The organism is Rhizobacter sp. Root404, from assembly GCF_001425865.1.
Classification (GTDB): domain Bacteria; phylum Pseudomonadota; class Gammaproteobacteria; order Burkholderiales; family Burkholderiaceae_C; genus LMDS01.
In genome coordinates, this window is the sequence record NZ_LMDS01000004.1 from 537,145 (window position 1) to 560,198 (window position 23,054).

The window sequence follows — 23,054 nt, forward strand, 5'->3', positions numbered from 1 at the left end:
ACTCCACGACCCAACCCATGTTCGGCATCCACGACCTCACGCTGTTCATCGTCTCCGGACTGCTCCTCAACATCGTGCCGGGGCCGGACACGATGCTGGTCGTCACGCGCAGTGCGACTCAGGGATGGCGCGCCGGCTCGGCCGCCGCGCTCGGCATCGGCAGCGGCACCTTCGTGCACGTGCTGGCGGCCGCACTCGGGATGTCGGCGCTGCTCGCGACCTCGGCGCATGCGTTCACGGTCGTCAAGTGGGTCGGCGCCGCCTACCTCGTCTACGTGGGCGCGAGGATGTGGTGGACCCACAGCGCGCGTCGGACCACGGCCGAGGGCGAGGCCGCGCCGCTGCCCTACCGGAAGATCTTCGCGCAGGGCTTCCTGACCAACGTGCTGAACCCGAAGGTCGCGCTGTTCTTCCTCGCGTTCGTGCCGCAGTTCATCGAGCCGGCCGCGCCGAGCAAGGCACTGGCGTTCATCGCGCTCGGCTGCGTGTTCAACGTCAACAGCATGATCTGGTCGCACGGCCTGGCGCTGTTCTCGGCGGCGGTCGGGCAGCGAACACGGCTCGGGCCGCGCACGGCGCGGTGGCTGAACCGCGCGGTCGGCACGGTGTTCGTCGCCTTCGGCGTCCGGCTGGCGCTCGGGGGCCGCGCTTGAACGCGCCGGTGCTCGCGACCTTCGCGCTCGCCAGCCTGGTGCTGGCGGCCACGCCGGGGCCGGGCGTGCTCTACATCGTCACCCGGACGCTGTCGCAGGGGCGGCGGGCCGGGCTGGCGTCGGTCGCTGGCGTCGCGCTCGGCAACCTGGGCAATGCGCTCGGCGCGTCGCTCGGGCTGGCGGCGCTGCTGGCCATGTCGACGCTCGCGTTCGAGGTGATCCGGTACGCCGGCGCGGTCTACCTCTGCTGGCTCGGGATCAAGGCACTGCGCTCATCGATATCGAGCGGTGACGCAGCGGCTGCGCCAGCGGCTCCGGCCGCGCGCATCCTTCGCGACGGCTTCATGGTGTCGCTGCTCAATCCGAAGACCGCGCTGTTCTTTGCGGCGTTCCTGCCGCAATTCATCGACCCGGCCGGCTCGGCGATCGCACAGAGCGCGCTGTTCGGCGTCGCGTTCGTGGCGATCGCGGCGTGCACCGACACGGCCTACGTGCTCGCCGCCGGCCTGGCCGCGCCGGCGCTCAGGCAGTCGCAGCGTGCGAGCACCGTCGGGCGCTACCTGAGCGCCGCCGTCTACTTCGGCCTCGCCGCGTTCACCGCCGCATCAGGCGCTCGAAGCTCTCGCTGAATTTCAATGGTTGTCGCGCGGCACGAACGCGCCGCGGCGGCCCACCAGGAACTCCAGGTCCACGCCCTGGTCGGCCTGCAGCACCGTGTCCACGTACAGCTTCCAGTAGCCGCTCGCCAGCGGCGGTGCGGGTTTGACCCAGGCCGCCAGGCGGCGCGCCAGTTCCTCGTCGCTGATGTGCAGGTGCAGCTTGCGCTGCGGCACGTTGAGTTCGACGATGTCGCCGTTCTGCACCACCGCCAGCGGACCACCGGCCGCCGCCTCGGGCGCGGTGTGCAGCACCACGGTGCCGTAGGCGGTGCCGCTCATGCGGCCGTCGCTGATGCGGACCATGTCGGTGATGCCCTTGCGCAGCACCTTCGGCGGCAGCGGCATGTTGCCGACCTCGGCCATGCCGGGGTAGCCCTTGGGGCCGCAGTTCTTCAGCACCATCACGCAAGTCTCGTCGATGTCGAGGTCCTCGTCGTCGATCCGCTTGTGGAAGTCCTCGATGTCCTCGAACACCACCGCCCGGCCCTTGTGCACCATCAGTTCCGGCGTCGCCGCGCTCGGCTTGATGACCGCGCCGCGCGGCGCCAGGTTGCCGCGCAGGATCGCGATGCCGGCCTTCTCCTTGAACGGCGTGGCCAGCGGCTTGATCACTTCGGTGTTGAAGTTCTGCGCGCTCTCGATGTTCTCGCCGACGGTCTTGCCGCTGCTGGTGATCTGCCCCAGGTGCAGGTGCTGCGCGATCTCCTTCATCACCACTGGCAGGCCGCCGGCGTAGCAGAAGTCTTCCATCAGGTACTTGCCCGAGGGTTGCAGGTTGACCAGGCACGGCAGCTCGCTTGCGAGCTTGTCGAAATCGTCGATCGTCAGCTCGACACCGATGCGCCGCGCCATCGCGACCAGGTGAATCACCGCATTGGTCGAGCCGCCGATCGCGGCCAGCGTCTTGATCGCGTTCTCGAACGCCTCGCGCGTGATCACCTGCGACAGCTTCAGGTCTTCATGCACCATCTCGACGATGCGCCGGCCCGCATTGCGCGCCAGCACGTTGCGCCGGCCGTCGACCGCCGGGTACGCCGCATTGCCCGGCAGCCCGATGCCCAGCGCCTCGACCATGCTGGCCATCGTCGAGGCGGTGCCCATCGTCATGCAGTGACCGTGGCTGCGGTGCATGCAGCTCTCGGCGTCGAAGAAGTCGGCGAGCTTCAGCGTGCCGGCGCGCACCTGCTCGCTCATGCTCCACACGCCGGTGCCCGAGCCCAGTTCCTGGCCGCGCCACTTGCCGTTGAGCATCGGGCCGCCGCTGACGCCGATCGTCGGCAGGTCGACGCTGGCTGCGCCCATCACCAGCGACGGCGTGGTCTTGTCGCAGCCCATCAGCAGCACGACGCCGTCGATCGGATTGCCGCGGATGCTCTCTTCCACGTCCATCGACGCGAGGTTGCGGTACAGCATCGCGGTCGGCCGCAGCAGCGTCTCGCCGAGGCTCATCACCGGAAACTCGAGCGGGAAGCCGCCGGCCTCGTACACGCCGATCTTCACTTGCTCTGCCAAGGTTCTGAAGTGCGAGTTGCACGGCGTCAGCTCGCTGAAGGTGTTGCAGATGCCGATCACCGGCCGGCCGTCGAACTGGTCGTGCGGCACGCCCTTGCCCTTCACCCAGCTGCGATAGGCGAAGCCGTCGCGGTCCTGGCGGCCGAACCATTGCTGGCTGCGGAGTTCTTCGGGCTTCTTCCGGGGCTTGGAATCGTTGCTCATGAGTGCTCGGTTTCCCGATGGGCTGGTCGTGTCGATCGACATAATATGGTAGGACGATTGCCCCCTGCCTCGTCGAAAACCCGGGAGTTCCACCTTGCCAGACATCGAGATCCTGTCCGTCGCCAACCCGCCGCCGTTCCTGCTGGAACCGCTGCAGGCCAAGTACATCGTCCACCAGCGCCTGCACGAGACCGACCCGGCGGCGTTCGCGAAAGTTGCGCCCAAGATCCGCGCGATCCAGGCCAGCGGCGAATCGAAGGTCGGCGCCGACCTGATCGCGCAGCTGCCAGCGCTCGAGGTGATCTCGGTGATGGGCGTCGGCTACGACGGCATCGACGTCGCCGCCGCGAAGGCGCAGGGCGTCGTCGTCACCCACACGCCCGACGTGCTGAACGACGACGTGGCCGATCTCGCCATCGCGCTGATGCTCGCGTGGGCGCGCCAGATCGGCCGCGCCGACCGCTTCGTGCGCGCCGGCGAGTGGCCGAAAGGCCCGCTGCCGCTGGGCCGCAAGATGTCGGGCGCGCGCCTGGGCATCGTCGGCATGGGCCGGATCGGCCAGGCGATCGCGCACCGCGCTTCCGCCTTCGGCATGAAGATCGCCTACACCGCGCGCAGCGCCAAGCCCGACCTGCCGCTGACCTACTACCCGAGCGCCGCGACGCTGGCCGCGCAGAGCGACTTCCTGGTGCTGATCACGCCCGGCGGCGCCGCGACGCGCAAGCTGATCGATGCCGAGGTGCTGCGCGCGCTCGGCGCGAACGGCTGCGTCGTCAACGTGGCCCGCGGTTCGGTGATCGACGAAACCGCGCTGATCGAAGCGCTGCGCGCAGGCACGATCGCCGGCGCGGCGCTCGACGTGTTCGAGAACGAGCCGAACGTGCCGCAGGCGCTGCGCGAGATGGACAACGTGGTGCTTACGCCGCACATCGGCAGCGCCACCGCCCAGACGCGGCGGGCGATGGCCGATCTGGCGTTCAACAACCTCGACGCCCGCCTCAGCGGCCAGCCGGTGCTGACCCCGGTGCCGGAATGTCAGTGACGGTGTCCGCCGGCCTCGGGAAAGTCCGCAGGGCCGGATCGCTCAATCGTCATACGATCACACCATAAGCAACCAAGCCGGCGATGCCGGAGGAGACGAGCGCATGAAGTTCAGGACCTGGATCGGCGGCCTCATCGCCACAAGTGTCACCGGAGTCGCCCTGCTGGGCGCCGCCCCGGCGATGGCGCAGGAAAAGCTCACCGTCTGGTGGGTCAAGGGTTTCTACAAGTCGGAAGACGACGCGCTGTTCGCGGCGATCAAGAAGTTCGAGGCCAAACACCCGAAGATCAAGATCGAGCTGTCGCAGTATCCGATCCAGGACATGATCCCGAAGACCGTGTCCGCGCTCGATTCCGGCAGCCCGCCGGACGTGGCCTACGCCGACGTGTACGACTTCCAGGTCACCGCCAAGTGGGCGTACGACGGCAAGCTCGAAGACATCAGCAGCGTGATCGATCCCATCCGCACGCGCTTCGCGCCGAACACGATCGAGACGACCTTCCTGTACAACGATCAGGCCAAGAAGCGCGCGTACTACGCGTTCCCGATCAAGCAGCAGACCATGCACATCGAGTACTGGATCGACATGCTGGCGGAGGCGGGCTTCAAGGAGTCGGACATCCCGACCACCTGGAAGGAATACTGGAGCTTCTGGTGCGACAAGGTGCAGCCCGCCTACCGTCAGAAGAGCGGCAGCCGCGCGTTCGGCATCGGCCAGCCGCTCGGCGTCGACTCCAGCGATTCGTTCTATTCGTTCCTCACGTTCATGGACGCCTACAACGTCAAGCTCGTCAACGACAGCGGCAAGCTGCTCGTGGACGATCCGAGCGTGCGCCAGGGCCTGATCAACACGCTGACCGACTACACGGCGCCCTACACCAAGGGCTGCTCGCCGCCGTCGTCGACGAGCTGGAAGGACCCGGACAACAACGTCGCCTTCTTCAACCGGACGACCGTGATGACGCACAACGCGACGATCTCGATCGCCGCCAAGTGGCTCGACGACATGAACAACGCCACGCTGTCCGAGGCGCAGCGCGCCACCGCGAAGAAGAACTACACCGAGCTGATCCGCACCGCGGGCTTCCCGAGCAAGCCGGACGGCAGCAAGATGGTCTACCGCGCGGCCGTGAAGACGGGCGTGGTCTTCAGCCAGGCCAAGAACAAGACGGCCGCCAAGCAGTTCGTCTCGTTCCTGCTCGAGGAGGCGAACCTGACGCCGTACGTCGAAGGTTCGCTGGGCCGCTGGTTCCCGGTCACCAAGACGGCGCAGGAAAGCCCGTTCTGGAAGGCCGACCCGCACCGCCTGTCCGTCTACAACCAGTTCAAGGCCGGCACCGTCACGTTCGAATTCACCAAGAACTACAAGTTCACGGTGCTGAACAACGAGAACGTCTGGGCCAAGGCCGCGAACCGCGTGCTCAACGAGAAGGTGCCGGTCGACAAGGCGGTGGACGAGATGATCGCCCGCATCAAGACGGTGGCCGGGCAGTGACTCTGGGCTGACAGAAGATGAGTGCCACCCTTTCGGCGGGCGCGACTGCCCCGCGTCGCGCCCCCGATCGGTGGCAGTTCTGGGGCCGCATGCTGGTGCTGCCCTATGTGATCGTCTTCCTCGTGTTCGTGCTCTACCCGGTCGGCTACGGCCTGTGGCTGGCGCGGCACCCGCAGAGCTACGTCAAGCTGTTCGAGGACCCGATCTTCTTCCGCAGCGTGATCAACACGCTGGTGTTCCTGATCGTCGCGATCAACGTGAAGATGGTCGTCGCGATGATCCTGTCCGGCTTCTTCGTGCAGGAACGCTGGTGGATCAAGATCCTGTCGCTGATCTTCATCCTGCCCTGGGCGCTGCCGTCGATCCCGACGATCCTGTCGGTTCGCTTCATGCTGAACCCCGAGTGGGGCGTGATCAACACGCTGATCTTCAGGCTCACCGGCGCCGACGGCCCGAACTGGCTCAACGACCCGACGCTCGCGCTCGGCCTCGCGATGCTGATGCACATCTGGAAGTCGCTGCCATTCTGGACCCTGATCCTGATCGCCGGCCGGCTGGCGATCCCGAAGGAGCAGTACGAGGCCGCGTCGGTCGACGGCGCGACCAACTGGCAGAAGTTCAAGTTCATCACCTGGCCGTCGATGCGCACGCTCTACGTGACCTCGCTGATCCTGTCGATGATCTGGACGCTCGGCGACTTCAACAGCGTCTACCTGCTCACCGGCGGCGGCCCGGCCGACCTGACCCACGTGCTCGCGACGCTCGGCATTCGCTACCTGCGGCTGGACCAGGTCGACCTGTCGATGGCGTCGATCGTGGTGGCGATGCCGCTGGTGCTGCCGCTCGTGTATTTCATGATGAAGCGGCTCTCGAAGTGAAGGTGACGCCATGAACGCCAAGACCTGGAAGGCCGTCACCACCGAGGCCAAGCTGCTGCTGATCGGGATCCCGCTGTTCCTGTGGACCATCATCCCGGTCTACCACCTGTTCCTGTTCGCGATCTCGCCGAAGGATTCGGCCACCTCCGGCAAGCTGTGGCCCGATCACCCGACGCTGCAGAACTTCGTCACGGTGTTCAAGCGAGAGCACTTCTACCTCGACCACTTCTGGGTGCAGCTCGGCAACTCGGTGCTGATCGCGGTGTCGGTCGCGGCGATCACGCTGTTCGTCGCGACCTCGGCCGCGTTCGCAATCAGCCGGCTCAAGGTGCGCGGCGGACGCACGGTGATGAATCTGGCGCTGTTCACCTACTTCATCCCGGCCGCGTTCCTCGCGGTGCCGATGTACAAGACCATGGGGAACTACGGGCTGCTGAACAGCCAGTGGGCGCTGATCCTCGCGATGGTGACGATCGCCTCGCCATACTGCATCTGGGTGCTCAAGCAGGCGTCCGACAAGCTGCCCTACGAGCTCGATGAAGCCGCGCGCATGGACGGCGCCTCGCCGCTGCAGTTGTTCCGCCTGGTCTACCTGCCGCTGATGGTGCCGTCGCTGGTGGCGGTGGGCACCTACGCGCTGCTGCTGGCCTGGAACGAATACCTCTACGCGTTCCTGCTGCTGTCCAACGACACCAGCGTGACGCTCGCGGTCGCGCTCGGCAACTTCCTGTCGGCCGACGATTCGCCGTGGGAACTGCTGATGGCCACCGGCCTGATCTACGCGCTGCCGCCGGCCGCGATCTACTACGCCTTCAAGCGCTACATGGTCGGCGGCCTGACGGCCGGCGCCGTGAAGAGCTGAGCGGGCAATCCCGATCCACGAACGAGAGTTGAGCATGGCCACAGTCGGCTTCCGCAACGTCCAGAAGGCGTACGACAACAAGGTGAAGGTGCTGCACGGCATCTCGTTCGACATCGTCGACGGCGAGTTCGTCGTGCTGGTCGGCCCGTCCGGCTGCGGCAAGAGCACGCTGCTGCGCATGCTCGCTGGCCTGGAGGAGATCACCGCCGGCGAGATCACCATCGACGGCAAGGTCGTCAACGACCTGGAGTCGAAGGACCGGGACATCGCGATGGTGTTCCAAAGCTACGCGCTCTACCCGCACATGACGGTCGGCGAGAACATGGGCTTCAGCCTGCGCCTGCGCAATGCCGACCGCCAGCTCACGGCGCAGCGCGTGAATGATGCCGCGCGCATCCTCAACCTCGACAAGCTGCTGGACCGACACCCGCGCGAGCTCTCCGGCGGCCAGCGCCAGCGGGTCGCGATGGGCCGCGCGATCGTGCGCGACCCCAAGGTGTTCCTGTTCGACGAGCCGCTGTCCAACCTCGACGCCAAGCTGCGCGTGGCGATGCGTGCCGAGATCAAGGCGCTGCACCAGCGGCTGAAGACCACCACCGTCTACGTCACGCACGACCAGATCGAGGCGATGACGATGGCCGACCGCATCGTCGTGATGCACGACGGCATCATCGAGCAGATCGGCACGCCGCTCGAGCTGTACGACCAACCGGGCAACCTGTTCGTCGCGCAGTTCATCGGCTCGCCGTCGATGAACGTCGTCGAAGGCGTCTTGCGCGGCTCGGGGGGCGACACGGCCGTCGAGGCGGCCGGTTCCCGTTGGCCGGTGCCGGCGCAGATCGGCGGCCGTGACGGCCAGGCAGTGCACTACGGCATCCGCCCCGGCGACGTGCACCTCGCGCCGCAAGGCCAGGGCATCGCCGCCAAGGTGATCGTCGTCGAGCCCACCGGCGCCGAGACCGAACTGCTGCTGCGCGTCGGCGACGTGCAGCTCGTCGTCGTCATCCACGGCCGCACCGCCGCGAAGCCCGACGACACCGTGTACCTCGCGATCGACGCCGACAAGGCCCACGTCTTCGACACGGCGACCGGCAAACGCCTGGGATGAAAACGGTCCCGCTCGTGGTCGTGATGGGCGTCAGCGGCTGCGGCAAGAGCACGGTCGGCAAACTGCTGGCGCGCCAGCTGCAGGCCGAGTTCCTGGAAGGCGACGACCTGCACCCGCCCCGCAACATCGAGCGCATGGCGGCCGGCATCCCGTTGACCGACAACGACCGGCGCGACTGGCTGCTGCAGATCGCCGAGCAGATCGCCGATGCGCGCGCCGGCCGGCACGGCCTGGTCGTCTCGTGCTCGGCGCTGAAGCGCAGCTACCGCGACATGCTGCGCACCGCGGCGAGCCAGCTCGGCTTCGTCCACCTGCACGCGAGCCGCGAGGAATTGCAGGCGCGCCTGGCGGCACGCCCGGATCACTTCATGCCCGGCTCGCTGCTCGACAGCCAGCTGCAGACGCTGGAGCCGCCGCAGCCCGACGAGCGCGCGCTGCAGATCGACGCGACCCTGCCCGCCGCCGACATCGCGAAGCAGGCCGCGGCCTGGCTCGCCCTCCCGTACCCTTCACCGCGCAAACGATGATCACGCCCCAGACCTTCCGCCTCGACGGCCGGCTCGCCCTCGTCACCGGCTCCTCCGCGGGCATCGGCCTCGCGATCGCGCGCGGGCTCGCGCAGGCCGGCGCCGGCGTCGTGCTCAACGGCCGCGGCGCCGTCAAGCTCGGCGAGACCGCGGTGCAGCTGGCGGCCGAGGGGCTCACGGTGCATGCGCGTGCGTTCGACGTGACCGACCGGGCCGCGGTCGATGCCAGCATCGCCGCGATCGAGGCCGAGATCGGCCCGATCGAGATCCTGGTCAACAACGCCGGCATCCAGCGGCGCGCGCCATTCCACGAGTTCGTGCCGGCCGACTGGGCCGAGCTGATGCGCACCAACCTCGACAGCGTGTTCCACGTCGGCCAGGCGGTCGCGCAGCGCATGGTGCCGCGCCAGCGCGGCCGCATCATCAACATCTGCTCGGTGCAAAGCGAACTCGGCCGGCCGGGCATCGCACCGTACACCGCCAGCAAGGGCGCGGTGAAGATGCTGACCAAGGGCATGGCGATCGACCTCGGCCCGCACGGCATCAACGTCAACGGCATCGGGCCGGGCTACTTCAAGACCGAACTGAACCAGAAGCTGGTCGACGACCCGGCGTTCAGCAGCTGGCTGATCAACCGCACGCCGAGCCGGCGCTGGGGCGACGTCGAAGACCTCGCCGGCGCGGCCGTGTTCCTCGCCAGCGACGCTTCGCGCTTCGTCAATGGTCACATCCTCTACGTCGACGGCGGTGTGACCGCCACGCTCTGACCTACACCGCGATGACCACCTTCACCCGAGTCACCTTGTTCACCGACACCGACGGGCGCGCCCGCTTCCGCGAGCACGAGATCGCGCTTCCCGAAGGCACGCCGAGCTCGATGCTGTCGGCGCTGATGCCCAGCGGCGGCCTGCAGCTGCGGCACAGCCCGGTCGGCTTCCGCAGCAGCTTCCACGTCACGACGACGCCGCAGTGGGTGTTCATCCTGAGCGGACGGATGGAGATCAACCTGCAGGACGGCAGCGCCCGCGTGTTCGGGCCGGGGCAGCACTTCTACTCCGACGACACGCTGCCGGCGGGCGCCACCTTCGATCCCGCGCTGCACGGCCACTGGAGCCGCCAGCTCGGCGACGAGCCCCTTGTCACGGCATTCGTGCGTACATGATCAAGAACGTCCACGGCGGCACCGTCGATCTGCTCGGCGAAGCGATCGTCACCGGTCGCTACCCGGTCGGCAGTTCGCTGCCGCCGGAGCCGGTGCTGTGCGACGAACTCGGCGTCAGCCGCACCGTGATCCGCGAGGCGGTGAAGTCGCTGATCGCGAAAGGGCTGCTGGTCACCGGCCCGAAGGTCGGCACGCGCGTGCTGGCCGAGGAGCAGTGGAACTGGTTCGATCCCGACGTCGTCGCGTGGCAATCGCGCGCCGGGTTGTCGCGCGAGTTCCTGCGCGACCTGCAGGAGCTGCGCCGCCTGGTCGAACCGGCGGCGGTCCGTCTGGCCGCCGAGCGCGCCACGCCGCAGGACATCGCCGAGATCGAGGCCGCCTACGCCGGCATGAAGCTGTCGATCGAGGAAGGCGGCGACTACGTCAGCAGCGACCTGCGCTTCCACCAGGGCCTGCTGCGCGCCTGCCACAACCGCATGGTCGCGCAGATGAGCAAGGCGCTCGGTGCGTTGCTGCGCACCAGCTTCGAGATCTCCACCTCACGGCCCGACGGGCCGGCGCAATCGCTGCCGCTGCACCGCGCCGTGCTCGACGCGGTGATCGCGCGTTCGCCGCAGAAGGCCGAGCGCGCGATCATCGTGCTGATCGACGGCGCCAACGAGGACATCGAGGAGGTGCTGACGACGCGCCGCAAGCTGCCGTCGCTCGGCGCGCCGGCGCCCCGCCTCAAGGCGCGACTCAAGGCCGTCGCCCGCTGACCCACTTCTGGAGCTTGTCGATGAAGATGCACAAAGCCCTCTCCGCGATGGCGACCGCCTTCGCGATCGCCGCCACGCTCGGCGCCTGCACCACCACCGCGCCGCCGGCCGCACGCAGCGCCACGGCGCCGGCCGCACCACCGAAGACCGCGCTGTGGGTCGGCAACAGCTTCTTCTACTACAACAACAGCATGCACGGCCACGTCGGCCGCCTGCTGGCCGCGGCCAACCCTGGCGAGAAAGGCTACCGCGCGACCTCGGCGACGATCAGCGGCTCGGGCATCAACTGGCACGACCTCGAGGCGCACTTCAAACCCGGCGGCGTCGGTTCGTACTCGTTCGACGCGAACAACAACGTCGTGTTCAACCAGTTCGACAAGCCGTTCGACGTGGTGATTGTGATGGACTGCAGCCAGTGCCCGATCCATCCGCAGCTCTCGAAGGTGTTCCATGAGTACGCCGCGAAGAACAGCGCCACCGCGCGCAGGCATGGCGCCGAGCCGGTGTTCTTCATGTCGTGGGCCTACTCCGACAAACCCGAGATGACAGAGCAGCTCGCCGCCGCCTACCGGAAGGCCGGTGCCGAGAACCGCGCCAAGGTCGTGCCCGCGGGCCTCGCGTTCGCGCGTTCGATCGCGAAGCGGCCCGACCTGAACCTGTACGAGCCGGACAAGCGCCACCCGAGCCTGATGGGCACCTACCTCGCGGCGTCGACGGTGCTCGCGTCGGTCTACGGCTTCTCGCCGGTCGGCAACCGCTACACCGCCGGCCTGCCCGCCGACGTGGCCGCACACCTGCAGGCCACCGCGTGGGAAACGGTCCAGGCGTTCAAGCAGCCCTGAACGCTGGCGGGCGGGGCCCCCGCTACTCCTTCACCGACCCCGTCATTCCCGACACGTAGTACTCGACGAAGAACGAGTAGACGAACGCGACCGGCAGCGAGCCGAGCAGTGCGCCCGCCATCAGCGGGCCCCAGTGGTAGACGTCGCCCTCGACCAGTTCGGTGACCACACCGACCGGCACGGTCTTGTTCTCGCTCGACGAGACGAAGGTCAGCGCGTAGATGAACTCGTTCCAGCTCAGCGTGAACGCGAAGATGCCGGCCGAGATCAGTCCGGGCACCGCCAGCGGCAGCACGATCTTGATCAGGATCTGCCAGCGCGTGGCGCCGTCGATCAGCGCGCACTCCTCCAGCTCGTACGGGATCGAGCGGAAGTAGCCCATCAGCAGCCAGGTCGAGAACGGGATCAGGAAGGTCGGGTAGGTCAGGATCAGCGCCATGCGCGAATCGAACAGCCCGAGCTTGACGACGATCGCCGCCAGGGGAATGAACAGGATCGACGGCGGCACCAGGTACGCGAGGAAGATCGCACCGCCCGCCGGCTTGGCGCCCTGGAAGCGCAGCCGTTCGATCGCGTACGCGGCCAGCACCGAGGCGACCAGCGAAACGCCGGTCGAGACCACCGAGACGATCACGGTGTTCCACAGCCAGGCCGGGTACTCGGTGCGGAACAGCAGCTTCTCGAAGTGCGCGAGCGTCGGCCCGACGATCCAGAACGGGTTGCCGTCGCGCGAGAGCAGTTCGTTGTCCGGCTTGAACGAGGTGATCGCCATCCAGTAGAACGGGAACAGCAGCACGATCACGAACAGCACGATCGGGATGTAGAGCGTGACCCAGCGCCGCGGCATGGACTGCAGGAAGTCCATCCCCTGGGAGGCGTCGTTGTTCTTCGAGTTGCTCATTTGTCGCCGCCTTGCTGCCACGCGCGGCGCTGCAGGCCGAAGTAGCTGAACATGATCGCGGCCAGCAGGAACGGGACCATCAGCGTGGCGATCGCCGCGCCTTCGGCCAACGCACCGCCAGAGATCGCGCGCTGGAACGCGAGCGTGGCCATCAGGTGGGTCGCGTTAAGCGGCCCGCCGCGGGTCAGCACGTAGATCAGCTGGAAGTCGGTGAAGGTGAACAGCACCGAGAAGGTCATCACCACCGCGATGATCGGCGTCAGCAGCGGCAGCGTGATGTGGCGGAACTGCTGCCACGGCGTCGCGCCGTCGATCGCCGACGCCTCGTAGTAGGACGGCGAGATCGTCTGCAGCCCGGCCAGCAGCGAGATCGCGACGAACGGGATGCCGCGCCAGACGTTCGCGACGATCGTCGAGAAGCGCGCGTTCCACGGGTCGCCGAGGAAATCGATGTACTTGTCGATCAGGCCGAGCTTGACCAGCACCCAGCTGATGATCGAGAACTGGGCGTCGAAGATCCACCAGAACGCGATCGCCGACAGCGCCGTCGGCACGATCCACGGCAGCAGCACCACGGCGCGGAAGAAACTCTGGAACGGCAGCCGCTTGTTCAGCAGGATCGCCAGGTACAGGCCGAGCCCGAACTTGGCGATGCTCGCGACCACCGTGTAGAACAGCGTGTTGAACAGCGCCAGTTGCGTGACGCTGTCGGTGACCAGGAAGCTGAAGTTCTCCAGCCCGATGTACTCGCCCGCGCGGCCGATCTTGGCGTCGGTGAAGCCGAGCCAGGTCCCCAGTCCCAACGGATAGGTGAGGAACAGCAGCAGCAGCACCGTCGCCGGCAGCATGAACGCCCAGCCGAGCGCATTCTTGTTGTTCTGAAAGCGTTCCAGGGCGTTCATGCGTCGGGGCTCTGCGTCAGACCTTGTAGTAGCGCTCGGCGCGCTTCTGCGCGCGCTCGGCGGCCTCCTTCGGCGTCTTCGACCCGCTGGCCGCCTCGGCCACCATGTTGACGACGATGAAGTCCGCACCCGCCCCGGCCGAGGCGTAACCCAGCTTGCCCGCATAGCCGGCCGGCCGCATGTTCTTGACGCCGTCGCGGTACGGCGTGTTCTTCGGGTCGCTGGTCCAGATCGAGGTCGCCTCGTACGCGCGCAGCGGCTGCGCGATGTAGCCGCCGGCTGCCGTCAGCCACGGGTCGAACTGCTCCTTCTCCATCATGAAGCGCAGGAACTCCTTCGCCGCCTGCGGGTACTTCGTGTACTTGAAGATCATCTGGTTGAAGAACAGGTGCGACTCGGTCGCGACGCCGACCGGCCCGATCGGGAACGACGCGTGGTTGATGTCCGCGGCCAGTTCCTTGATCTTGGGATCGGGCGAGTTCTTCGCGGCGTAGTAGATCGAGATGCCGTTGTTGGTGACGCTGACCTGGCCGTCCAGGAAGGCCTTGTTGTTGTTCGGGTCCAGCCACGACAGCGTGCCCGGGATGAAGGTGGCGTAGAGCTCCTTCGCGTACTCGAGTGCCTTGATCGTCTCGGGGCTGTCGATCACGACCTTGTTGTTCTTGTCGACCAGCTGGCCGCCGAACGCCCACATCAGCCAGTTGCACCACAGGCCGTCACCCGTGGCGTTGCCCAGCGCCATGCCGGCAGGCGTGCCCTTTTCCTTCAGCGCCTTGCACATCTTCAGGAAGTCGTCGGTCGTCTTCGGGAAGGCGTCGAAGCCGGCCGCCTTGAGGTGGCTCTGGCGGTAGACCATGTACGAACCCGCCGCGCCCAGCGCCAGGCCGATCCACTTCTTGCCGTCGGGACGCAGGTAGGCCTCGCAGGCCGGGTACCAGCCGCCGTACTTCTTGCCGAGGTACTCGGCCACGTCGGTCACGTCGAGCAGCTTGTCCGGGTACAGGTTGGCGTCGTCGTTGGTCGACAGGATGATGTCCGGGCCGGCGCCGGTGTTGGCGGCCACGGCCGCCTTCGGGCGCACGTCTTCCCAGCCTTCGTTGTCGACCCGCACCTCGATGCCCGTCTTCTCGGTGAACTTCTTGACGTTGGCCATGTAGGCGTCGATGTCGCCCTGCACGAAGCGGCTCCAGCGCAGCACGCGCAGCTTGGCGCCCTTCTCGGGCTTGAGCGCCAGCGTCTGCGCGTGCACTGCCGGCGCGAACACCGCCCCTCCCGTGCCGACGGTCGCTGCGGCGGCAACGCCGGCGGAACTTTCGAGGAACTTGCGGCGATTGAACTCGGTCATGGGGGTGTCTCCTTCGGTGAACGATTGCGGGGTCGCGGGAAAGGAACTGGGATGCGGGTCGGCAGCCGCGGTCAGGCCGCGAGGCGCTTGCCGTTGCTGGCGTCGAACAGGTGCGCGCGCTGCAGGTCGGGGACGAGGTGGATCGTGCTGCCGGGCGTGAAGTCGTAGCGCTCGCGGAACACCGCCGAGATGTCGACGCCCTCGTGCCGGCACGCGATGAACGTGTCCATGCCGGTCGGCTCCATCACGACCACCTTGGCAGGGATGCCGCCGCTGCTGGCGAGCGTCAGATGCTCGGGCCGGGTGCCGTAGACGACCGGCTGGCCGTCGACGCCACCGGTCAGCGGGGGCGCGTCGAGCTGCGTGCCGTCGTTCAGCTCGACATGCGCGGTGTTCGCGGTGCGGCGCAACGTGCCGGGCAGGAAGTTCATCGCCGGCGAGCCGATGAAACCGGCGACGAACTGGTTTGCCGGGTGGTCGTACAGGTCGAGCGGGCCGCCGGTCTGCTCGATCCGGCCGTCGCGCATCACGACGATCTTGTCGCCCATCGTCATCGCCTCGATCTGGTCGTGGGTGACGTAGATCGAGGTGGTCTTCAGGCGCTGGTGCAGTTCCTTCAATTCGCTGCGCATCGCGACGCGCAATTTCGCGTCGAGATTCGACAGCGGCTCGTCGAACAGGAAGACCTGCGGGTCGCGCACGATCGCGCGGCCCATCGCGACGCGCTGGCGCTGGCCGCCCGACAGCTGGCGCGGGTAGCGGTCGAGCAGCGCGTCGAGCGCCAGGATCTCGGCGGCGCGCTTGACCTTGGCGTCGGCGGTGGCGGCGTCCATCTTGGCCAGCGCGAGGGAGAACGCCATGTTCTCGCGCACCGTCATGTGCGGGTACAGCGCGTAGTTCTGGAACACCATCGCGATGTCGCGTTCCTTCGGCTGCAAGTCATTGACCACGCGGTCGCCGATGCGGATCTCGCCGGCGTTGATCTGCTCCAGCCCGGCGATCATGCGCAGCAGCGTCGACTTGCCGCAGCCCGACGGGCCGACCAGCACGGTGAATGATCCGTCGCGGATGTCGATGTCGACGCCGTGCAGGACGGGGACCTCGCCGAAGTTCTTCTTGACTGCCTGGATCGTGACGCTGGCCATGCACTCTTTCCTGAGGATCGCGGTCGGATTCGCCGAGGGAACTCCGCAGCGGCAATCTCGCAATGCCGCGGCAGTATCGGTATTGCAATGGCCGTACGCCATCAGGGCAAACCGTTAGACGAGCCGTTTCGCGGAATTTGTATGATGACCTGATCACCATGCTGCTTTCCTCGACTGCAGGTCGGCCCGCGCCCGGCTCGGCCCCACCCTCTTCCACGCCGCGGCTGATGCCGCTGCGCCTGTCCGATCGGCTGGCGGTACTGCTCGGCGACCAGATCGAATCCGGCGCGCTGCGCCCCGGCGACCGCCTGCCCACCGAGGCGCAGCTCGCGCTGGCCCACGGCGTCTCGCGCACCGTCGTCCGCGAGGCGGTGCACCAGCTCAAGTCGCGCGAGATGGTCGTCTCCCGCCAGGGCTCGGGCGTGTTCGTCGCGCCGCCGCCGCTGCACCAGCCGCTGACCTTCGACCCCGCGGTGCTCGGCTCGGTGCAGTCGGTCGTTCACGTGGTCGAGGTGCGCCGCGTGATCGAGGCCGAGATGGCCGCGTTCGCGGCCGAGCGCGCGACGCGGGCGCAGGTCGCGACGATGCGCCGCGCGCTACGCGCGATCGACGCGGCCGCCGCGGCCGGCCACGACGGCGTCGCCGAGGACCTGGCGTTCCACCGCTCGATCGGCGAGGCCACCGGCAACCCGCAGTTCACGCTGCTGCTCGGCTTCCTCGAACAGTACCTGCGCGAAGGCATGCGCATCACCCGCGGCAACGAATCGCGCCGACGCGATTTCATGGAGGCGGTGCGGCTCGAGCACCGCGCGATCGTCGACGCGATCGCGGCGCGCGACCCGGCGCTCGCGCGCCGCCGCGCCCGCGAGCACATGGCGCACAGCGAACTGCGCCTGATCGAGGGCGGGATCATCCCCCCGCCCGGGAAGCCGAACCGACGGAGCAGCAAATGACCCTCCCACCCTCTTCTCACGCCGGCCAGGTGCTCGGCGTCGTCGGCCTCGGCTCGATGGGCTTCGGCGCCGCGCTGACCGCGCTGCGCAACGGCGTGACGACGATCGGGCTCGATACCCGCGCCGAGGCGCGCGAACGCTTCGTGGCCGAAGGCGGCCGCGCGACCGATTCGCTGGCCGAGCTGGGCGCGCAATGCGACGCGGTCGTCGTGCTGGTCGTCAATGCGGCCCAGACCGAGGAGGTGCTGTTCGGTGCCGGCGGGCTGGCCGGCCACCTGCGCGCCGGCGCGGTCGTGATCTGCTCGGCCACGGTCGACCCGACGCTGCCGCCCCAATGGCAACAGCGCTTGGCGGCGAAGGGGCTGCTGCTGATCGACGCGCCGGTCTCCGGCGGCGCCACGAAGGCCGCGGCCGGGCAGATGACCGTGATGGCCTCGGGCGAGCCCGCGGCGTTCGCGGCTGCAGGCGCGCTGCTCGACGCGATCGCCGGCAAGGTCTACCGCCTCGGCGACGTGGCCGGCGTCGGCTCGACCGTCAAGATGGTCAACCAGCACCTGGCCGGCGTGCACATCGCCGCCGCCTGCGAGGCGATGGCGCTGGGCATGCGCGCCGGCGCCGAGCCGCGCGCGCTGTACGAGGTGATCTGCAATTCGGCCGGGATGAGCTGGATGTTCCAGAACCGCGTGCCGCACATCCTCGACGGCGACTACACGCCACTGTCGGCCGTGAACATCTTCATCAAGGACCTGGGCATCGTGCTCGACGCCGCGCGCAAGCTGCAGTTCCCGCTGCCGCTGGCCGCGACCGCACACCAGCTCTACCTCGCGACCGCCGCGGCCGGCCACGGCGCCGAGGACGATTCGGCGGTGATCAAGTTCTACGCCGGCCTGGCCGGCATCGAGCTGCCGCAGGCGGCCGTGAAGCCATGATCCTGGGGATCATCGCCGACGACTTCACCGGCGCCACCGACGTGGCCAGCATGCTGGTGCGCGCCGGCATGCGCACGGTGCAGGTCATCGGCATTCCGGAAGGCCCGGCGCCCGATGCCGATGCGGTGGTCGTCGCACTGAAGACCCGCACGATTCCCGCCGCCGACGCGGTCGCCGAGTCGCTGGCGGCGCTGGGCTGGCTTCAGAACGCCGGCATGCAGCAATGCTATTTCAAGTACTGCTCCACCTTCGACTCCACGCCCGCCGGCAACATCGGCCCGGTGACCGAGGCGCTGTTGGACGCGCTCGGCGCGCCGTTCACGATCGCCTGCCCGGCGTTCCCCGAGAACGGCCGCACGATCTTCCGCGGTCACCTGTTCGTCGGCGACGAATTGCTCAGCGACTCGGGCATGCGCCACCACCCGCTGACACCGATGACGGACGCGAACCTGGTGCGCGTGCTGCAGTCGCAGAGCCGGCGCAGCGTCGGGCTGATCCGCTACGACACGATCGCGCAAGGCGTGGCCGCGGTGCGGGACCGCATCGCCGCGCTGCAGCGCGATGGCTTCGCGCTCGCGATCGCCGACGCGACCACCAACGACGACCTGCGCACCCTGGCCGCCGCCTGCGCCGACCTGCCGCTGCTGACCGCGGGGTCGGGCCTCGCACTCGGGCTGCCCGCGCTGTATGCGGATCGCGGTTGGCTCGTGCCCGATGCGCAGGCCGCCGCGCTCGACCCGGCCCCCGGCCGCGCCGCGGTGCTCGCCGGCTCGTGCTCGACGGCAACGAACGCGCAAGTGCAGCGCTGGCGCGATGCCGGCCGGCCGGCGTTCGCGGTCGACCCGCGCGCGCTGGCGCGCGGCGAGGCGGTGGCCGAGGCAGCGCTCACGTTCGCGCGCACGCAGGGCGACGAACCGGTGCTGGTCTACGCGACCGCGTCGGCCGCCGACCTGCAATCAGTGCAAGCGGAACTCGGCGCGATGCAGGCCGGCGCGCTGGTCGAGGCCTGCCTCGCGCGCGTTGCCCGTGGCCTGGTGGACGGCGGCGTGCGCCGCCTCGTCGTCGCGGGCGGCGAGACCTCGGGCGCGGTGGTGCAGGCGCTGGGCGTCGCGCAGCTGCGCATCGGCGCCGCCATCTGCCCCGGCGTGCCGTGGACGCAGGCCGAAGGCGTCGCCACCGGTTCGCCGCTGCAGCTGGCCTTGAAATCGGGCAACTTCGGCGGCCCCGATTTTTTCGACGAGGCGCTGCGCGCGTCGACCGCGGCATGAATGGCTTCGCCGCCCAGTGCGAGGCGATCTGCCGCGTCGGCCGCTCGCTGTTCGAGCGCGGCTACGTCCACGCGACGGCCGGCAACATCAGCGTGCGGCTGCCCGACGAGGCCGGCTTCCTGATCACGCCGACCGATGCCTGCCTCGGCTTCCTGATACCCGACGACCTGGCCCACGCCGATCGGGACGGCGCGCCGCTCGGCGCCGCTCGCGCCAGCAAGACGCTCGCGCTGCACCGCGCGATCTACGCCGCCGAACCCGCGGCGCAGTGCGTGCTGCACACCCACAGCACCCAGCTCGTCGCGCTGACGCTCGAAGGCGTGTGGCGCGCCGACGCGGCGCTGCCGCCGATCACGCCGTATTTCGTGATGAAGGTCGGGCGCGTGCCGCTGATCCCGTACCACCGGCCGGGGCACCCCGCGGTCGCGGCGCTGGTGGCCGGCGAGATCGCCGCCGCACAGGCGCGCAAGGCCCCGATCCGCGCGGTGCTGCTCGACCGGCTGGGCCCCACGGTCTGGCAAGATTCACCGGCGAGCGCGATGGCCGTGCTCGAAGAACTCGAAGAGACCGCGCGCCTGTGGCGCACGGCCCGCCCGCAGCCCGCGCCGCTCGGCGACGCGCAGATCGACGACCTCCGCAGCGCCTTCGGCGCACGATGGTGACGCCCATGCCGCAGTTCGCAGCCAACCTGTCGATGATGTACACCGAGCATGCCTTCCTCGATCGCTTCCAGGCGGCCGCGGCGGACGGGTTCGATGCGGTCGAGTTCCTGTTCCCCTACGACCATCCGCCGGGCGAGATCGCCGCGCGGCTGGCCGACAACGGCCTGAAGCAGGTCCTGTTCAATGCGCCGCCCGGCGACTGGATCGCCGGCGAGCGCGGCGTCGCGAGCCATGCCGAGCGCCGCGACGAGTTCCGCCGCGGCATCCTCGAGCAGGCGCTGCCGTATGCGCTCGCGCTCAAGTGCCCGCGCATCCACGTGATGGCCGGGCTAATGCCGGCCGGCATCGAGCGGCCGGCGCTGCGCGCGACGTACGTCGCCAACCTGGCGTGGGCCGCGCGCGAGGCCGCCGCCGTCGGGCTCGACCTGCTGATCGAGCCGATCAACAAGCGCGACATCCCGGGCTACCTGCTGAACCGGCAGGACGACGCGCACGAGATCGTCGGCGAGATCGACGCACCCAACCTGAAGGTGCAGATGGACCTGTACCACTGCCAGATCGTCGAGGGCGATGTCGCGATGAAGCTGCGCAAGTACCTGCCCACCGGCCGCGTCGGCCACCTGCAGGTCGCCGGCGTCCCCGACCGCCACGAGCCCGACCAGGGCGAACTGAACCACCCCTACCTGTTCGACGTGATCGACGAACTCGGCTACACCGGCCACATCGGCTGCGAGTACCGGCCGCGCGCCGGCACGTCCGCCGGCCTCGGCTGGCTGCGCACCCAACGACAACACGGAGTCAAGCACCCATGAAGATCCTGATCACCGGCGGCGGCGGCTTTCTCGGCGACCGCCTCGCCCGCGCGCTGCTCGCGCGCCCCACGCTGGCGGGCCGCGAGGTCACGAAAGTGGTGCTGACCGACATCGCCCCGCCGCGCGCCGACCTGCTCGCCGACCCGCGCGTCGAGGGCCGCACCGGCGCGCTGCTGACGCAGACCGATGCGCTGCGCGACGAGGCGTTCGACGGCGTGTTCCACCTCGCCTCCGCCGTTTCCGGTGAGTGCGAGGCGGATTTCGACCTCGGGCTGCGCTCCAACCTCGACAGCACCCGCGCGCTGCTCGACGCGATCCGCGCGAACGTGAATGCCGGTGGCCAGGCGCCGCGGCTGGTGTTCTCCAGCTCGGTCGCGGTGTTCGGCCCGGACCCGGCGGTGCCGCTGCCCAAGGTCGTCGCCGACGACACGCTGCCGGCGCCGCAGACCTCCTACGGCATGCACAAGCTGGTCTGCGAGCACCTGGTCGCCGATTACACCCGCAAGGGCTACCTCGACGGTCGCGCCGCGCGGCTGATGACGGTGTGCGTGCGCCCCGGCAAGCCGAACGGCGCCGCGTCGTCGTTCTTCAGCGGCATCATCCGCGAGCCGCTGGCCGGCGTCGAATCGATCTGTCCGGTGGACGAGAACGTCTCACACCCGATCTCGTCGCCCACCCGCACGGTCGAGGGCCTGATCCGGGTGTACGAAGCCAGCCGCGAGGAATTCAACGGCCGCACCGCGCTGAACCTGCCGGCCCTGAACGTTCGCGTCGCCGACATGCTGGCCGCGCTCGAACAGGTCGCCGGCAAGGCGGTGCGACAGCTCGTGCGCTTCGAGCGCGACGAGCGCATCGCCGGCATCGTCGCCAACTGGCCGAGCGGCGCCTCGGCCGCGCGCGCCGCGAAGCTGGGGCTGCTGCCGCACGAGAACTTCGCCGAGATCATCCGTCAGTACATCGACGATTGCAGCAAGGCACCGAACGCCGACCAGACCTTGAAAGGCCTCGCGCGATGAACCAGATCGACCTGAAAGGCCGCGTCGCGGTCATCACCGGCGGTGCCCAGGGCATCGGCTATGCGGTGGCCGAGCGGATGCTGAAATCCGGCGCCGAAGTGGTGCTGTGGGACATCGACGCGGTGCGCCTGGCCGATGCCGAAAACGTGCTCGGCACGCTCGGCAAGGTGAGCACCTCGATCGTCGAATTGACGATGGCGCCGGACATCGACGCCGCAGCGGCCGACGCCGTCAAGGCGCACGGCAAGATCGACATCCTGGTCAACAACGCCGGCATCACCGGCGGCAACGCGCCGACCTGGGAACTCTCGCCCGAAGTCTGGCAGCGTGTGATCGACGTCAATCTCGTCGGCCCGTTCCTGACCTGCCGCGCGGTCGTGCCGCAGATGCTGAAGCAGGGCTACGGCCGCATCGTCAACATCGCGTCGGTGGCCGGCAAGGAAGGCAACCCCAACGCCTCGCACTACAGCGCGTCGAAGGCCGGCCTGATCGCGCTGACCAAGTCGCTCGCGAAGGAACTCGCGACCAAGGGCATCCTCGTCAACGCCGTCTCGCCCGCGGCCGCGAAGACCGCGATCTTCGACTCGATGACCGAGCAGCACATCGCGTTCATGCTCAGCAAGATCCCGATGGCGCGCTTCCTCGAGGTCGGCGAAGCCGCGGCAATGATCGCGTGGCTGGCGTCCGAGGAGTGCTCGTTCAGCACCGGCGCGGTGTTCGACCTGTCGGGCGGACGCGCGACGTACTGAGCGGGCCACGTGACAGTGCTGCAGGCCCTGGCCCTGCGCCTGATGCGGCGGCGGCGTGGCCGCACGCCGAGGACCTGAGGCGCGCGCGACGGCATCTCGTCCGACAGCGGCCCGACGGGCGCCGGCCTATGCTACGTCGCTGCCCGGCGGCGACGCCACGGGGCAGAACCAATCCTTTGCCTTCACGGAGACCGCCATGACCCCCTTGCCCACCCTGTTTCGCGCCAGCCTGCTCGCCACCGCCATGGTGTTCGCCGGCTGCAGTTCGACCCCGATGATGAATGCGACGCCGACCACGATGGCGACGCAGACCTTCCGCGCGACGCTGTCGGCGGCGGCCGAGGTGCCCTCCAACGCCAGCCCGGGCACCGGCACGATGGAAGCCACCTTCGACAAGGGGAGCAGCGTGCTGAAGTGGCGCGTCACCTACTCTGGCCTGACCGGCCCGGCGACGATGGCGCACTTCCACGGCCCCGCGATGCCCGGGGCGAACGCCGGCGTCGTCGTGCCGTTCCCGAGCGCGGCGAGCCCCGCCGAAGGCAGCGCGACGCTGACGCCCGCCCAGGTCACCGACCTGATGGCCGGCAAGTGGTACGTCAACATCCACACCGCGCAGAACCCGGGCGGCGAGATCCGCGGTCAGGTTCTCGCGAACTGACCGGCGTGGAAG

General features: G+C 68.6%; 25 protein-coding genes. 20 read left to right on the top strand and 5 right to left on the bottom strand.

Translation table 11 applies throughout. The features are described 5' to 3' along the window. Nucleotides 1-17 precede the first annotated feature (17 nt). Together ASC76_RS07085 and ASC76_RS07090 are read left to right on the top strand one after the other, a co-directional pair. Nucleotides 18-653, top strand: a complete 636-nt coding sequence (locus ASC76_RS07085) for a LysE family translocator (RefSeq protein ID WP_056464323.1) — start codon at nucleotides 18-20, stop codon at nucleotides 651-653. After that, complete coding sequence (locus ASC76_RS07090; protein WP_056464325.1) at nucleotides 650-1,282, top strand: LysE family translocator; 633 nt, start codon at nucleotides 650-652, stop codon at nucleotides 1,280-1,282. Before ASC76_RS07085 ends, ASC76_RS07090 begins: the two co-directional genes overlap by 4 nt. A gap of 3 nt (nucleotides 1,283-1,285) precedes the next feature. Here the strand turns inward: ASC76_RS07090 and ASC76_RS07095 are convergent, their stop codons facing one another. Continuing rightward, complete coding sequence (locus ASC76_RS07095) at nucleotides 1,286-3,028, bottom strand: IlvD/Edd family dehydratase (RefSeq protein WP_056464327.1); 1,743 nt, start codon at nucleotides 3,026-3,028, stop codon at nucleotides 1,286-1,288. A gap of 94 nt (nucleotides 3,029-3,122) precedes the next feature. Between ASC76_RS07095 and ASC76_RS07100 the strand changes: the two genes are divergently transcribed. From ASC76_RS07100 to ASC76_RS07145, 10 genes are all read left to right on the top strand, one after another. After that, complete coding sequence (locus ASC76_RS07100; RefSeq protein WP_157615390.1) at nucleotides 3,123-4,070, top strand: 2-hydroxyacid dehydrogenase; 948 nt, start codon at nucleotides 3,123-3,125, stop codon at nucleotides 4,068-4,070. Nucleotides 4,071-4,173: 103 nt separating this feature from the next. Further along, complete coding sequence (locus tag ASC76_RS07105) at nucleotides 4,174-5,565, top strand: ABC transporter substrate-binding protein (RefSeq protein WP_056464331.1); 1,392 nt, start codon at nucleotides 4,174-4,176, stop codon at nucleotides 5,563-5,565. Nucleotides 5,566-5,582: 17 nt separating this feature from the next. Then, complete coding sequence (locus ASC76_RS07110; RefSeq protein WP_056464333.1) at nucleotides 5,583-6,443, top strand: carbohydrate ABC transporter permease; 861 nt, start codon at nucleotides 5,583-5,585, stop codon at nucleotides 6,441-6,443. 10 nt (nucleotides 6,444-6,453) lie between these two features. Then, nucleotides 6,454-7,305, top strand: coding sequence for a carbohydrate ABC transporter permease (locus ASC76_RS07115; RefSeq protein WP_056464335.1), 852 nt, complete (start codon nucleotides 6,454-6,456; stop codon nucleotides 7,303-7,305). Between the two features lie 34 nt (nucleotides 7,306-7,339). After that, nucleotides 7,340-8,413: an ABC transporter ATP-binding protein gene (locus ASC76_RS07120; protein ID WP_056464338.1), complete on the top strand. Its 1,074-nt coding sequence runs from the start codon at nucleotides 7,340-7,342 to the stop codon at nucleotides 8,411-8,413. Next, nucleotides 8,410-8,940 (top strand): gluconokinase, encoded by a 531-nt coding sequence (locus tag ASC76_RS07125; protein WP_056464340.1) that lies wholly within the window; start codon nucleotides 8,410-8,412, stop codon nucleotides 8,938-8,940. The genes ASC76_RS07120 and ASC76_RS07125 overlap by 4 nt, the downstream gene beginning before the upstream one ends. Further along, a complete protein-coding gene (locus ASC76_RS07130) occupies nucleotides 8,937-9,707 on the top strand; it encodes a glucose 1-dehydrogenase (RefSeq protein ID WP_056464342.1) in 771 nt (256 codons plus the stop codon). Before ASC76_RS07125 ends, ASC76_RS07130 begins: the two co-directional genes overlap by 4 nt. Before the next feature lie 11 nt (nucleotides 9,708-9,718). Further along, entirely contained in the window at nucleotides 9,719-10,102 is a 384-nt protein-coding gene (locus tag ASC76_RS07135; RefSeq protein ID WP_056464344.1) for a hypothetical protein, read from the top strand. Next, a complete protein-coding gene (locus ASC76_RS07140) occupies nucleotides 10,099-10,860 on the top strand; it encodes a FadR/GntR family transcriptional regulator (protein WP_056464346.1) in 762 nt (253 codons plus the stop codon). Before ASC76_RS07135 ends, ASC76_RS07140 begins: the two co-directional genes overlap by 4 nt. Nucleotides 10,861-10,880: 20 nt before the next feature. After that, nucleotides 10,881-11,702, top strand: coding sequence for a hypothetical protein (locus ASC76_RS07145; RefSeq protein WP_056467039.1), 822 nt, complete (start codon nucleotides 10,881-10,883; stop codon nucleotides 11,700-11,702). A 22-nt stretch (nucleotides 11,703-11,724) separates the two neighbouring features. On the opposite strand, the gene ASC76_RS07150 is transcribed toward ASC76_RS07145, so the two are convergent. The 4 genes from ASC76_RS07150 to ASC76_RS07165 all read right to left on the bottom strand — a co-directional run bounded on the left by ASC76_RS07150 (nucleotide 11,725) and on the right by ASC76_RS07165 (nucleotide 15,995). Further along, on the bottom strand, nucleotides 11,725-12,603 hold the full coding sequence (locus ASC76_RS07150; protein ID WP_056464348.1) for a carbohydrate ABC transporter permease: 879 nt from the start codon (nucleotides 12,601-12,603) through the stop codon (nucleotides 11,725-11,727). Continuing rightward, the gene (locus ASC76_RS07155) at nucleotides 12,600-13,505 is read right to left on the bottom strand and encodes a carbohydrate ABC transporter permease (RefSeq protein WP_056464350.1); all 906 of its coding nucleotides are present in this window, start codon (nucleotides 13,503-13,505) and stop codon (nucleotides 12,600-12,602) included. The genes ASC76_RS07150 and ASC76_RS07155 overlap by 4 nt, the downstream gene beginning before the upstream one ends. A 16-nt stretch (nucleotides 13,506-13,521) precedes the next feature. Beyond that, complete coding sequence (locus ASC76_RS07160) at nucleotides 13,522-14,850, bottom strand: ABC transporter substrate-binding protein (RefSeq protein WP_056464352.1); 1,329 nt, start codon at nucleotides 14,848-14,850, stop codon at nucleotides 13,522-13,524. Nucleotides 14,851-14,921: 71 nt separating this feature from the next. After that, entirely contained in the window at nucleotides 14,922-15,995 is a 1,074-nt protein-coding gene (locus ASC76_RS07165; RefSeq protein ID WP_056464354.1) for an ABC transporter ATP-binding protein, read from the bottom strand. Nucleotides 15,996-16,222: 227 nt separating this feature from the next. Between ASC76_RS07165 and ASC76_RS07170 the strand changes: the two genes are divergently transcribed. From ASC76_RS07170 to ASC76_RS07205, 8 genes are all read left to right on the top strand, one after another. Further along, a complete protein-coding gene (locus ASC76_RS07170) occupies nucleotides 16,223-16,948 on the top strand; it encodes a FadR/GntR family transcriptional regulator (protein WP_056464356.1) in 726 nt (241 codons plus the stop codon). After that, nucleotides 16,945-17,877, top strand: a complete 933-nt coding sequence (ltnD, locus tag ASC76_RS07175) for an L-threonate dehydrogenase (RefSeq protein ID WP_056464358.1) — start codon at nucleotides 16,945-16,947, stop codon at nucleotides 17,875-17,877. The genes ASC76_RS07170 and ltnD overlap by 4 nt, the downstream gene beginning before the upstream one ends. Next, a complete protein-coding gene (gene otnK / locus ASC76_RS07180; RefSeq protein ID WP_056464360.1) occupies nucleotides 17,874-19,145 on the top strand; it encodes a 3-oxo-tetronate kinase in 1,272 nt (423 codons plus the stop codon). Before ltnD ends, otnK begins: the two co-directional genes overlap by 4 nt. Continuing rightward, nucleotides 19,142-19,807 carry an aldolase gene (locus tag ASC76_RS07185; RefSeq protein ID WP_056464362.1) on the top strand — a complete coding sequence of 222 codons (666 nt, stop codon included), beginning with the start codon at nucleotides 19,142-19,144 and terminating at the stop codon, nucleotides 19,805-19,807. The genes otnK and ASC76_RS07185 overlap by 4 nt, the downstream gene beginning before the upstream one ends. A 5-nt stretch (nucleotides 19,808-19,812) precedes the next feature. After that, nucleotides 19,813-20,619 carry a 2-oxo-tetronate isomerase gene (gene otnI / locus ASC76_RS07190; RefSeq protein ID WP_056467042.1) on the top strand — a complete coding sequence of 269 codons (807 nt, stop codon included), beginning with the start codon at nucleotides 19,813-19,815 and terminating at the stop codon, nucleotides 20,617-20,619. Further along, on the top strand, nucleotides 20,616-21,635 hold the full coding sequence (gene denD, locus ASC76_RS07195; RefSeq protein WP_056464364.1) for a D-erythronate dehydrogenase: 1,020 nt from the start codon (nucleotides 20,616-20,618) through the stop codon (nucleotides 21,633-21,635). The genes otnI and denD overlap by 4 nt, the downstream gene beginning before the upstream one ends. After that, a complete protein-coding gene (locus tag ASC76_RS07200) occupies nucleotides 21,632-22,384 on the top strand; it encodes an SDR family NAD(P)-dependent oxidoreductase (RefSeq protein ID WP_056464366.1) in 753 nt (250 codons plus the stop codon). Before denD ends, ASC76_RS07200 begins: the two co-directional genes overlap by 4 nt. Nucleotides 22,385-22,580: 196 nt before the next feature. Further along, the gene (locus ASC76_RS07205) at nucleotides 22,581-23,042 is read left to right on the top strand and encodes a CHRD domain-containing protein (protein WP_056464368.1); all 462 of its coding nucleotides are present in this window, start codon (nucleotides 22,581-22,583) and stop codon (nucleotides 23,040-23,042) included. Nucleotides 23,043-23,054: the final 12 nt, after the last annotated feature.

Excerpts from the sequence above, each read along its gene's own strand:
- ASC76_RS07185 (WP_056464362.1), top strand. The coding sequence starts at position 19,142 with ATGAATGGCTTCGCCGCCCAGTGCGAGGCGATCTGCCGCGTCGGCCGC.
- ltnD (WP_056464358.1), top strand. The coding sequence starts at position 16,945 with ATGACCCTCCCACCCTCTTCTCACGCCGGCCAGGTGCTCGGCGTCGTC.
- ASC76_RS07120 (WP_056464338.1), top strand. The coding sequence starts at position 7,340 with ATGGCCACAGTCGGCTTCCGCAACGTCCAGAAGGCGTACGACAACAAG.
- ASC76_RS07155 (WP_056464350.1), bottom strand. The coding sequence starts at position 13,505 with ATGAACGCCCTGGAACGCTTTCAGAACAACAAGAATGCGCTCGGCTGG.
- ASC76_RS07105 (WP_056464331.1), top strand. The coding sequence starts at position 4,174 with ATGAAGTTCAGGACCTGGATCGGCGGCCTCATCGCCACAAGTGTCACC.
- ASC76_RS07125 (WP_056464340.1), top strand. The coding sequence starts at position 8,410 with ATGAAAACGGTCCCGCTCGTGGTCGTGATGGGCGTCAGCGGCTGCGGC.
- ASC76_RS07205 (WP_056464368.1), top strand. The coding sequence starts at position 22,581 with ATGACCCCCTTGCCCACCCTGTTTCGCGCCAGCCTGCTCGCCACCGCC.
- ASC76_RS07165 (WP_056464354.1), bottom strand. The coding sequence starts at position 15,995 with ATGGCCAGCGTCACGATCCAGGCAGTCAAGAAGAACTTCGGCGAGGTC.
- ASC76_RS07145 (WP_056467039.1), top strand. The coding sequence starts at position 10,881 with ATGAAGATGCACAAAGCCCTCTCCGCGATGGCGACCGCCTTCGCGATC.
- ASC76_RS07140 (WP_056464346.1), top strand. The coding sequence starts at position 10,099 with ATGATCAAGAACGTCCACGGCGGCACCGTCGATCTGCTCGGCGAAGCG.
- ASC76_RS07135 (WP_056464344.1), top strand. The coding sequence starts at position 9,719 with ATGACCACCTTCACCCGAGTCACCTTGTTCACCGACACCGACGGGCGC.
- ASC76_RS07115 (WP_056464335.1), top strand. The coding sequence starts at position 6,454 with ATGAACGCCAAGACCTGGAAGGCCGTCACCACCGAGGCCAAGCTGCTG.
- ASC76_RS07085 (WP_056464323.1), top strand. The coding sequence starts at position 18 with ATGTTCGGCATCCACGACCTCACGCTGTTCATCGTCTCCGGACTGCTC.
- ASC76_RS07110 (WP_056464333.1), top strand. The coding sequence starts at position 5,583 with ATGAGTGCCACCCTTTCGGCGGGCGCGACTGCCCCGCGTCGCGCCCCC.
- denD (WP_056464364.1), top strand. The coding sequence starts at position 20,616 with ATGAAGATCCTGATCACCGGCGGCGGCGGCTTTCTCGGCGACCGCCTC.
- otnI (WP_056467042.1), top strand. The coding sequence starts at position 19,813 with ATGCCGCAGTTCGCAGCCAACCTGTCGATGATGTACACCGAGCATGCC.
- otnK (WP_056464360.1), top strand. The coding sequence starts at position 17,874 with ATGATCCTGGGGATCATCGCCGACGACTTCACCGGCGCCACCGACGTG.
- ASC76_RS07095 (WP_056464327.1), bottom strand. The coding sequence starts at position 3,028 with ATGAGCAACGATTCCAAGCCCCGGAAGAAGCCCGAAGAACTCCGCAGC.
- ASC76_RS07160 (WP_056464352.1), bottom strand. The coding sequence starts at position 14,850 with ATGACCGAGTTCAATCGCCGCAAGTTCCTCGAAAGTTCCGCCGGCGTT.
- ASC76_RS07130 (WP_056464342.1), top strand. The coding sequence starts at position 8,937 with ATGATCACGCCCCAGACCTTCCGCCTCGACGGCCGGCTCGCCCTCGTC.
- ASC76_RS07200 (WP_056464366.1), top strand. The coding sequence starts at position 21,632 with ATGAACCAGATCGACCTGAAAGGCCGCGTCGCGGTCATCACCGGCGGT.
- ASC76_RS07150 (WP_056464348.1), bottom strand. The coding sequence starts at position 12,603 with ATGAGCAACTCGAAGAACAACGACGCCTCCCAGGGGATGGACTTCCTG.
- ASC76_RS07170 (WP_056464356.1), top strand. The coding sequence starts at position 16,223 with ATGCCGCTGCGCCTGTCCGATCGGCTGGCGGTACTGCTCGGCGACCAG.